Consider the following 9,450-nt stretch of genomic DNA (forward strand, 5'->3'; position numbering starts at 1 on the left):
CCCCAACTACTGCATTCAGGGTTGATCTTCTCATTGCCACTGCACTCGATTTAATTAATCCCGTGCATTTGAAAAACTGGTTTACTCACTGTTGCTACTGTGCCTCATAAAACTGCAATAGGCTGTAAATAAAATTATCCAGTGTCACCTAGGCGATCGCGTGATGTCTTGCAACGTCCAGGTAATTCGATATTTCCTACAAGATCGATAACGAATTCTAAGGAATGTTCGCGATCGGGTAATTTATTTATTTCATCGTCGTAGGTTTTGTAGTTAAAAATTGACAGCAACAATCCATCACAAAGTTCACAATCTTGGTAGTATCCTACGCCTTACAGAAGCCATACCAAAGAGGCGGAGATTTCCTCCACCCTCCCTCCAACCGTAACGCAGAGGACACAGAGGAAGGGAAAGAGTTCATTTTTTACCTAAAATTAGGATTGCTTGAGAATTAGATATCAATAAATGTAGCAATGGTGAGAGTTAAGAATTGTTACTTGAAATCGCTCTTAACTCTCTTGTCTACTTACTTCCCGAAGCCTCTACCACGCGATGTAGAAGGAAGACAAACACAGTTCTCTAACTGAGTGCGTAAAGTTTCATGGTCGAGATTTTGCCCAATTAGCACTAACTGATTTTTGCGATCGCCACTATTCCATTCTTCATCATCAATGCTAAAACGCTTGCCACACAAGTGGAAAATATGGCGTTTGGGGCTTTCGTCAAACCACAAAATACCTTTGGCGCGGAATACAGTTTCAGGTAATTGATTATCTAAGAAATACTGAAACTTACGAATCGATAGCGGTTTATCACTTTGAAACGATATTGAGGTGAAACCATCGTTTTCTAAATGGTGCGAGTGATGGTGATGGTCGTGGTGGTCGTGTTCGCAATCGTGGTCATGGTGATGATGTTCGTGGTCACGATCGTGATGATGCTCGTGTTCATCTTTAGTATCAAAATACTTGTCAGACTCAAATAAACCAACACTCAAAATTAATGGTAGCGGAACTTGCGATCGCGTCGTCCGCAGAATTCTTGCACCTTCTTTTACTTCACGAATTTTACCTTCTAAGCGCTCTAACTCGGCTTCTTCTACTAAATCGGCTTTGTTCAGGATAATCACATCACCGTAGGCAATTTGACTATGTGCGGCTTGTGAAGTAAATAAATCTAAACTGTAGTTTGCCGCGTCTACCATCGTAATAATGGAATCTAATCGGGTCAAGTCGCGCAACTCAGTTCCCAAGAAGGTTAACGCCACAGGTAAAGGATCTGCGAGTCCAGTTGTTTCTACTACCAGATAATCAAGCTTGTCTTGACGTTCGAGAACTTTGTAAACCGCCTCTACTAAGTCATTATTAATAGTGCAGCAGATGCAACCGTTGCTGAGTTCCACCATATCATCGCCAGTTTGGATGATTAACTCATTATCGATACCAATTTCACCAAACTCATTGACTAAAACCGCAGTTTTCAAGCCTTCCTGGTTCGCCAGGATATGATTGAGTAGGGTTGTCTTACCACTGCCTAGAAAACCCGTAATAATAGTAACCGGCAAGCCACGTTTTGAGGCGTCCATCACTTGATTGTCAGAAGTTGCTGTAGATTGCATAGCTGTGCTGTCGAAAATGTCAAAAAATAGGAATATAGAGTTACAGAGCGATCAAAGCTACTTTCTCAAGATTGCTAGCTGACACATTCCACTCTTCTCCTATTATTGCTGAAAAGCTCATTTCACCATTTTGTCATGACCCTAACGCTATACAACACACTTACCCGTCGGAAAGAAACCTTTACTCCACTTCAAGCTGGCAAGGTGCAAATGTATTACTGTGGTGTCACTGTATATGATTACTGCCATTTGGGTCATGCACGGGCGTGTATTGTTTGGGATGTTGTGCGCCGATATTTACAATGGCGTGGCTACCAAGTAAAGTATATTCAAAATTTTACGGATATTGATGACAAAATTCTCAACCGCGCGCGGGATGAAGGATCCTCGATGCAAGCGGTTGCTGAACGCTATATCCAAGCCTATTTTGAGGACATGGATCGGCTAAATATTCAACGCGCAGACGCCTATCCTCGCGCAACACACACGCTAGATGGTATTAAGCGCTTGGTGTACGAATTAGAACAAAAAGGCTATGCCTACCCAGCCGATGGTGATGTTTATTATGCAGTGCGTCAGTTTAATACATATGGTAAGCTTTCGGGGCGTAAGCTAGAAGATTTGCAAGCAGGAAAAAGCGATCGCGTCAATATTGAAGATCCTGAGTATCAAAAGAAAAAAGATCCGTTTGATTTTGCATTGTGGAAGGGTGCAAAAGCTGGGGAACCTGCGTGGGAGTCACCTTGGGGTGCAGGACGTCCTGGTTGGCATATTGAGTGTTCAGCGATGGTACGTGACAACTTAGGAGAAACGATTGATATTCACGCTGGCGGTGCAGATTTAATTTTTCCGCATCACGAAAACGAAATTGCTCAAAGTGAAGCCGTTACAGGTAAACCATTAGCCAATTACTGGATGCACAATGGCATGGTGACGGTAGATGGCGAAAAAATGTCCAAGTCTTTAGGTAATTTTATCACGATTCGGGAATTGTTAGATCGCCCTACAGATCCAATGGCGGTGCGGTTGTTTGTATTAACCGCGCAATATCGCAAACCGATTGATTTTACCGATGAAGCGATCGCCGCCGCGACAAACGGTTGGCATACCCTCAGAGAAGGACTACTATTTGGCTATCAGTACGGCAATCAATTAGGGTTTGAGGAGCGAGGAAGTCACTTAATACCAGAAGTTGTACAGCGATTTCAAGAAGAAGTTGATGATGATTTCAATTTTCCTGGAGGGTTGACAGTTCTATTTGAGTTAGCTAAAGAGTTGCGCCGTGAGGGTAATATTTTGATGCATCAAGGCAAAACCGAAACTCCACCGGAACAATTAGAACAACAGTGGCATACGTTGGTAGCTTTGGCGCAGGTTTTGGGGTTTGAAGCTGAAGCTGAAACTATAGTGGAAACAAATGTTACAGATGGAATTAGTGATACAGAAATTGAGAATCTAATACAGATGCGACTTGCAGCCAAGAAAGCAAAGAATTTTGTTGAGGCGGATCGGATTCGTAATGAACTTCAAGCTCAGGGTATCACGTTAATTGACCAGCCTGGTGGTGTAACGCGATGGCATCGCAACTAAATCGCAATCGGATATCAGTAGTGAATCTGTTAGTGATTGTTGCTACAGGTTTTCTTGTCGTGCTGTTATGGCAATTGCGGAGTTTATTGGTAACAGTAATGATCGCTGTGGTAATTGCGGCGGCGATCGCCCCCGTTATTGAAAAAGCAGAAAAACTCCGCATACCGCGCTGGCTAGCAGTTATTAGCGTTTATCTGACGTTACTTGCGATCGTGATTGGAGCAGGATTAATTATTGGTCCTACTGTAGCTGAACAACTTCAAACTTTAGTTAGCTTAATTCCAGTTTATCTCGATAATCTCCGCACTTTAGCAGAAAATATTGCTTTAAGGCTAGGAACTGAACAACCCGAATTTATCGATCGATTCTTTGATACGCAAGCATTAACAAGCTGGATTATAGGTTCGGGTCAACAACTCGTAGTACGTTCTTATGGCTTTACGCGCAGTGTTATTGACGGAGTATTGAGCTTAATCTTAGCATTGCTAATTTCTGGCTACATGGTTGCTGGGCGCGAAAATTTAATTAAAGGAATCGTCAGTTTATTTCCTCAACCTTGGGATAAACGTCTTGACGCCCAAGTTATTCCAATTAGCCAACGAATGGGCGGTTATATTCAAGGTCGAGTTTTAGTTTCTGGAATTTTAGGAGTTGCAATTACTCTAGGTTTAGGAATTTTGGGCTTGTCGGAATTTGCTTTAGCTTTGGGCGTTATTGCTGGCTTTACTAACTTAATTCCCTTTGTTGGACCTATTTTAGGTGCAGTTCCAGCTTTAATTGTGGCGCTTTCGCAAGGTGGTTTAACGTTTATTTGGGTGCTACTTTTGTTTGTCATTATTCAAAATCTAGAAACTTATGTACTCGATCCGCTACTAGTAGGTTCTTCGGTACAAGTTCACCCACTGTATCAACTTTTGGCAGTATTGGGTGGAACTCAAGTTTTAGGTATTATCGGTGCTGTCATAGTTCCTCCTTGGATAGCAGGGGCTTCAGTACTATTAGAAAACCTTTATTTGCAACCAAAGCGTTTAGCTGAGGGAAAAGAAGTGAGTGGTGAAAATGCGGTAAAGGCGCAATCAAGTGTTTAATTCAAGCGCAGATTTCTTGATAATTTAGTAGAGTTTTTAACCTCATTAGACATTACTCAAAATAAAAAGCAAATCATTGATCAAGTTGAATGGATGACTACCCATACTTGTGTTGCAAAATACTGCCATTGTGAGTTTATGTCCCTGAAAGTTGGGTAGATGCATTACCCAAGTATTGTACCCAGGACCATCGCCACCGTGTCCAAACTGTTCGCCATAGTTAGATTCTAGATCAATCATTAATCCTAGTCCATAGCCAGGTTTATTAAAAAATGGAGATGTGTTTTGACCGATAGATACATACTGACACATCTCAATGAGTTGTTCTGGTTTAAGTAGTTTATGAGAAAAAAGATCCTCGTAAAATTGAATAATCTCATGAGTTGTAGAGACAATTACACCAGTAGTACACCATCCTGGATGGTATTTAGGAATCACATTTTCTATTAATCTATTGGAGTTAAGATATCTACAAAACCCAGGTACTAAAGTTCTTTTATCTATGTCTTGAGCAACGTAAGTTTTTTGTAATTCTAAAGGTTGAAATATCTGACTTCTCAAAGTATTAGAAAAGGTATCTTTGCTGATAGTTTCAATTAACTTGAGTAACAACATATAACCCGTATTTGAATAATTAAAACTAGCTCCAGGCTCAAAATCTAGCTTACCTGTACAAGTTAACTCTAAGAATTTGTGATATGACCAAGGCAATGAAGGACTTGCTGCTACCGCTGGCATATAAGTTGCTATTGAATAATTTGGTACACCGCTAGTGTGATTAAGAAGTCTTCTGATTGTTACAGAGCGTGGTAGTGGTAAATTAGGTAGCCAATCTATAATTGGATCTTCTAAAGATAATTCTCCATTTTGAACCATTTGCAATAGGCAAACGGCAGTAAATGTTTTTGTAATGCTATAAATGTAAAATTGACCTTCTATGGGCATTGGAGTTCTTTTCTGTGGTTCTAAGAAACCACTACTTCCTGTCCAAAAGCCGTATTTTTCATCTTGAAGTGTTACATTAATACCTAAGCAAGGAGTAAATAGCAGCGACTCATCAAGCTGTTTTTGCAGTACTTTTTTGAGTAATAAATTCATATATTAGTAAGCTACGTAGCTAATAATAAGATTGAAATTTGGGCTTATCTACTTCAGTATTTGTAGTATCTGCTTTTATTTTTGATGCTATTTTAATTGTTTTTACATTTGATGCTGAGTGCTTTTTAAGTAACTTGCCTAGAATAGAAATTCCTTGTTCAATTGCCTCTAGAGTGTGAGAGTAATTCAAGCGCATTGCGGGATAACCCTTACTAAGAAAAAATGCTGCACCGTTTGCAACGAGAATATTTTGAGATAAGGCTTCGCGACAAATGGTTTGAATAGGTATACGATCAGGTAAATGAGTCCACAAAAACAAGCCACCTTGAGGGACAGTCCAAGCGATCGCTTTGGGAAAGTGTTGTTCTAATGCTTGCAACATAGCATTGCGACTCTGCAGGTGTGTTGTGCGCAAACGTCCGAGGTGACGGCGGTATAACCCTGAAGCTAAAAATTCACTCGCGATCGCCTGTGAAACTGTAGATACGTGCAAGTCATTGAGTAATTTTTGCTCAACTAAAGGTTGATAATGCTTACCTGTGACTACCATATAACCAACTCGTAGCCCAGGCATCAGAGTTTTAGAGAATGTACTGATGTAAGTGACTAAATCGTGGCGATCGAGGGCTTTGATTGGTGCAGGAACCGGTTCAAAATTCAATCCTTCATAAGCGTTATCTTCTAAAATGAGACATTCGTATTGTTCTGCTAAAGCTAGTAATTGTTGACGATGCGTTTGCGAGGTTGTAATTCCTGTGGGATTATGCAGCGTACTAATCGTATAAATTAATTTCGGGCGATGACTGCGAAGATATTGCTCTAGCAATTCTAGATTCATTCCAGTTGCTGTCATAGGAATGCCGATAACTTTAGCTCCCAAATTCTTTAAAATACCCAGTACACCATGATAAGTAGGAGTCTCAACAATCATCCAATCTTCTGGTTGGAGGTAGTAACGCAAAGCAAGCGATAAAGCTTGTTCTGAACCGTGCGTGACGATCAATTCCTCAGGAGAAACTTCTAAGCCTTGCTGTAGCAACAACTGTGCGATCTGCTGGCGGAGTAATAGTTGTCCTTGCGGAAAGTTGTAGCGAAATAGCAGATCGGCGGCGCGTGAAAGCGATCGCTTGGCAACTCGCTGTAATTCCTCAATTCTAAAACTGCTAGGAAATCCAGAACTAAAGTCGATGATATTGCCTTGGTGTTGTGCGTGCAGCGAAGCTATAAATTGTTCTAAAAACGATCCATCTCCCTGGGCGATCGTGACTTCTTGAGTAGGAGCAAAGTTTGAATGCAACGTAAACTTAGTATTTGCAATACTACTAACAAAATATCCAGAACCTTGACGCGCGTGAATTAATCCCTCAACTTCTAAAACTCGATAAGCCTCAATCACGGTAAGTTTATTGACTTGAAGACTTTCTGACAAAGCACGAATTGAGGGAAGCCTTTGTCCAGCAGCAAGTTTTTCTGATTGAATAAGACGACTAAAATAATCCCGAATTTGTAGGTATATGGGGTTTGATGACTGGCGATCTATAGGAATTTTCACTTCCCAGCCCTTCCTCACATTTAGATAAAAGAACCCAAGTTAGACCGGTTGAAATTGCAACCTGAAAGCAAAACGCTACTACAGGCACTATATGAGATTTTTCACAACTTTAACCGGTACAGTTGAGTCAAGATAGAACCAGAACAGTTTTAATTACTGTAACTGTACTAGTGCAAATTATCTGAATTTGTACCTTCTCAAAAGGGTGTCAATAGGAGATTTTTAGAAAGTAAGACATGCAGTATGACTGTACAGCTCTAGTCATGATTAATTTAAGTTGGAGCTGAATTAGAGCAATTTTCGTGAGTTTTGTCTGTACCCACGTTATGGAGAGTTTAGGTGTGCGCGAACCTCGTAAGGAGGCGTTTTGCGATCGCAGCCAGCCCCTCGGATTGATACAGAAATAGGCTTAGTGTATGGCTTTGGTGGCGTACTCGGCTTTAGCCTTACTTTACCAGCTACCCGTGTTGCAGTTGCAGAACTCGATTCCATTATCGTTGGCTTAGGACGTGCAGTGATAGCAGCACTTTTAGCAGTCATAGTTTTGCGGGCAAATCATCAGCAATTACCTGCACATAAACACTGGAGAAGTTTGATTATCGTTGCAGCTGGAGTTGTTTTAGGGTTTCCCTTACTGTCAGCGCGATCGCATCGCAGGTTCGTCTTTGGTAAAATCTAAGATGGTAGAAACTTGATATCGAATCCTGGCGATTAAGGGCTTTTATCTAGGTAGAAACAAGTTTTAATTGAGGTATATAGCAGGGTTCAACTACCTGTTAGTATTTTACGCGAGTGATGATGATGCGATCGCCAACAATAAAACTTATTCAAAAAGCTCTCATTCGTTTACTCGGCATATTGTTAGTTTTATGCCTAGCTTGGTTATGGGTACTCTTAGCCGCAAAACCAGCCTTAGCTCAAGACAATACCATTAACTACAGTAATACACATTTAGAAAACCGTGACTTCTCCCACGCTAACTTGGTGGGCGGAGTATTTGTCGCAGCTGAAATGCGTGAAGCAAACTTTCAAGGTGCAGATCTTACAAACGCAATTCTTACCAAAGGTGTTTTACTCCGCGCTAATTTAGAAGGTGCTAACTTAACAGGTGCATTAGTCGATCGTGTCACTTTAGATGAAGCAAATTTAAAAAATGCCATTTTGCAAGAAGCGATTTTGACGCGATCGCGGCTTTTTGATGCTGATATTACAGGTGCAGACTTTACTGATGCCTTAGTAGATCGTTATCAAGTTTCTTTATTATGCGATCGCGCTGATGGTGTTAATCCTGTAACAGGTGTTTCCACACGTGAAAGTTTAGGCTGTCGCTAAAGAAACCTATGACTTCATATGGTCCTGATCCCAATCGACCTTATCCTATGGTCGATCATCGTCGTGTTTGCTTTATCAAAAATTTTATCAAGGCACCAAATATCATTGTTGGCGATTACTCATATTACGACGATCCCCTCGATCCAGAAGGTTTTGAGAAAAATGTCTTGTATAACTACGGCAGCGATCGCTTAATTATTGGCAAGTTTTGTGCGATCGCAACTCAAGTCAAATTCATCATGAACGGTGCAAATCACAAACTTGATGGAATTTCGACGTATCCTTTTCCGATTTTTGGACATGGCTGGGAAGAAGCAATAGACCAGGTGATGAATTTGCCTAGCAAGGGCGATACGATGATTGGTAACGATGTTTGGCTCGGTTATGAATCTTTAATTATGCCAGGCGTTAAAATTGGCGATGGTGCAATAATTGCTGCCAGATCTGTTGTCGTTAAAGATATTCCTCCCTACACTGTGGCTGGTGGGAATCCTGCGGGTCCCCTCAAGCAACGATTTAGTGATGCGGAAATTGAGCAATTACTTTCTATTTGCTGGTGGGATTGGGATATTGCTAAAATTACCCGCAATGTTCATTTGATTATGGGCGGTGATATCAGTTTGCTGCAGAATGCTTTGTGAGACACAACCTTTACTCAACCGCCAAGCTTGAGTTCGTTGCTGTACGCCACGAGTTAAAAACCAATAAAGGATACGGACTCCGATACTCGTAAAGACGATCAGAGTTGCCATTGCTGCTGCTGCCGCAGTATCTCCTGCATCGTCCATATTAACAATTGCGACTGCTGCCACTGGTAGCGTGGGAGGATAGAGAAAGATGATCGCAGAAATTGTAATCATGGCATTGACAAAGTAGTAAATGCCAATCTCCAAGGGGGTAGTCCTACAGAAGTAATGATTGATTGTAGGCGTGAACAAAATACCAGATTGCGCCAATGTGATTCTCCAATGACTTCGAGAATGATAATGTTTTCCGTACTAGTCGAGAAACTCGTTGCCTGAGCGTGTTGTTGAATCGCTCAACATACAGCCTATTGCAGTTTTATGAGGCACAGTAGCAACAGTGAGTAAACCAGTTTTTCAAATGCACGGGATTAATTAAATCGAGTGCAGTGGCAATGAGAAGATCAACCCTGAATGCAGTAGTTGGGG

10 protein-coding genes and 1 pseudogene are annotated in these 9,450 nt (G+C 41.2%); 5 read left to right on the plus strand and 6 right to left on the minus strand.

All coding sequences use genetic code 11. From position 1 onward, the window contains the following. Window positions 1-134: 134 nt before the first annotated feature. Both IQ230_RS25260 and IQ230_RS25265 read right to left on the minus strand, forming a co-directional pair. A complete protein-coding gene (locus IQ230_RS25260) occupies window positions 135-290 on the minus strand; it encodes a hypothetical protein (protein ID WP_193934951.1) in 156 nt (51 codons plus the stop codon). A gap of 236 nt (window positions 291-526) precedes the next feature. Next, window positions 527-1,618, minus strand: a complete 1,092-nt coding sequence (locus tag IQ230_RS25265; RefSeq protein ID WP_193934952.1) for a CobW family GTP-binding protein — start codon at window positions 1,616-1,618, stop codon at window positions 527-529. Between the two features lie 135 nt (window positions 1,619-1,753). Between IQ230_RS25265 and cysS the strand changes: the two genes are divergently transcribed. Together cysS and IQ230_RS25275 are read left to right on the plus strand one after the other, a co-directional pair. Further along, on the plus strand, window positions 1,754-3,208 hold the full coding sequence (gene cysS, locus IQ230_RS25270; protein WP_193934953.1) for a cysteine--tRNA ligase: 1,455 nt from the start codon (window positions 1,754-1,756) through the stop codon (window positions 3,206-3,208). Further along, complete coding sequence (locus IQ230_RS25275; protein WP_193934954.1) at window positions 3,193-4,296, plus strand: AI-2E family transporter; 1,104 nt, start codon at window positions 3,193-3,195, stop codon at window positions 4,294-4,296. Before cysS ends, IQ230_RS25275 begins: the two co-directional genes overlap by 16 nt. Before the next feature lie 45 nt (window positions 4,297-4,341). Here the strand turns inward: IQ230_RS25275 and IQ230_RS25280 are convergent, their stop codons facing one another. Both IQ230_RS25280 and IQ230_RS25285 read right to left on the minus strand, forming a co-directional pair. Beyond that, window positions 4,342-5,394, minus strand: a complete 1,053-nt coding sequence (locus tag IQ230_RS25280; protein WP_193934955.1) for a serine hydrolase domain-containing protein — start codon at window positions 5,392-5,394, stop codon at window positions 4,342-4,344. A gap of 19 nt (window positions 5,395-5,413) precedes the next feature. Further along, window positions 5,414-6,946 (minus strand): aminotransferase-like domain-containing protein, encoded by a 1,533-nt coding sequence (locus IQ230_RS25285; protein WP_193934956.1) that lies wholly within the window; start codon window positions 6,944-6,946, stop codon window positions 5,414-5,416. A 367-nt stretch (window positions 6,947-7,313) separates the two neighbouring features. Between IQ230_RS25285 and IQ230_RS25290 the strand changes: the two genes are divergently transcribed. From IQ230_RS25290 to IQ230_RS25300, 3 genes are all read left to right on the plus strand, one after another. Then, on the plus strand, window positions 7,314-7,625 hold the full coding sequence (locus IQ230_RS25290) for a hypothetical protein (RefSeq protein WP_193934957.1): 312 nt from the start codon (window positions 7,314-7,316) through the stop codon (window positions 7,623-7,625). Between the two features lie 122 nt (window positions 7,626-7,747). Further along, entirely contained in the window at window positions 7,748-8,278 is a 531-nt protein-coding gene (locus tag IQ230_RS25295) for a pentapeptide repeat-containing protein (protein ID WP_228055339.1), read from the plus strand. A gap of 8 nt (window positions 8,279-8,286) precedes the next feature. Further along, entirely contained in the window at window positions 8,287-8,919 is a 633-nt protein-coding gene (locus tag IQ230_RS25300; protein ID WP_193934958.1) for a CatB-related O-acetyltransferase, read from the plus strand. Here IQ230_RS25300 and IQ230_RS27150 read toward each other — a convergent pair. After that, window positions 8,818-9,234 (minus strand): hypothetical protein, encoded by a 417-nt coding sequence (locus tag IQ230_RS27150; RefSeq protein WP_228055335.1) that lies wholly within the window; start codon window positions 9,232-9,234, stop codon window positions 8,818-8,820. The two genes, IQ230_RS25300 and IQ230_RS27150, sit on opposite strands and share 102 nt — an antisense overlap. Further along, a pseudogene (locus IQ230_RS25310) lies at window positions 9,182-9,325 on the minus strand (IS1 family transposase); the annotation flags it as partial. The pseudogene IQ230_RS25310 and the gene IQ230_RS27150, both read right to left, overlap by 53 nt. Between the last annotated feature and the right edge of the window lie 125 nt (window positions 9,326-9,450).

It is taken from the genome of Gloeocapsopsis crepidinum LEGE 06123 (genome assembly GCF_015207655.1).
In the GTDB taxonomy this organism is placed as follows: domain Bacteria; phylum Cyanobacteriota; class Cyanobacteriia; order Cyanobacteriales; family Chroococcidiopsidaceae; genus Gloeocapsopsis; species Gloeocapsopsis crepidinum.

Coding starts and splice junctions, on each gene's coding strand:
- IQ230_RS25265 (WP_193934952.1), bottom strand. CDS start 1,618: ATGCAATCTACAGCAACTTCTGACAATCAAGTGATGGACGCCTCAAAA.
- cysS (WP_193934953.1), top strand. CDS start 1,754: ATGACCCTAACGCTATACAACACACTTACCCGTCGGAAAGAAACCTTT.
- IQ230_RS25275 (WP_193934954.1), top strand. CDS start 3,193: ATGGCATCGCAACTAAATCGCAATCGGATATCAGTAGTGAATCTGTTA.
- IQ230_RS25280 (WP_193934955.1), bottom strand. CDS start 5,394: ATGAATTTATTACTCAAAAAAGTACTGCAAAAACAGCTTGATGAGTCG.
- IQ230_RS25295 (WP_228055339.1), top strand. CDS start 7,748: ATGCGATCGCCAACAATAAAACTTATTCAAAAAGCTCTCATTCGTTTA.
- IQ230_RS25300 (WP_193934958.1), top strand. CDS start 8,287: ATGACTTCATATGGTCCTGATCCCAATCGACCTTATCCTATGGTCGAT.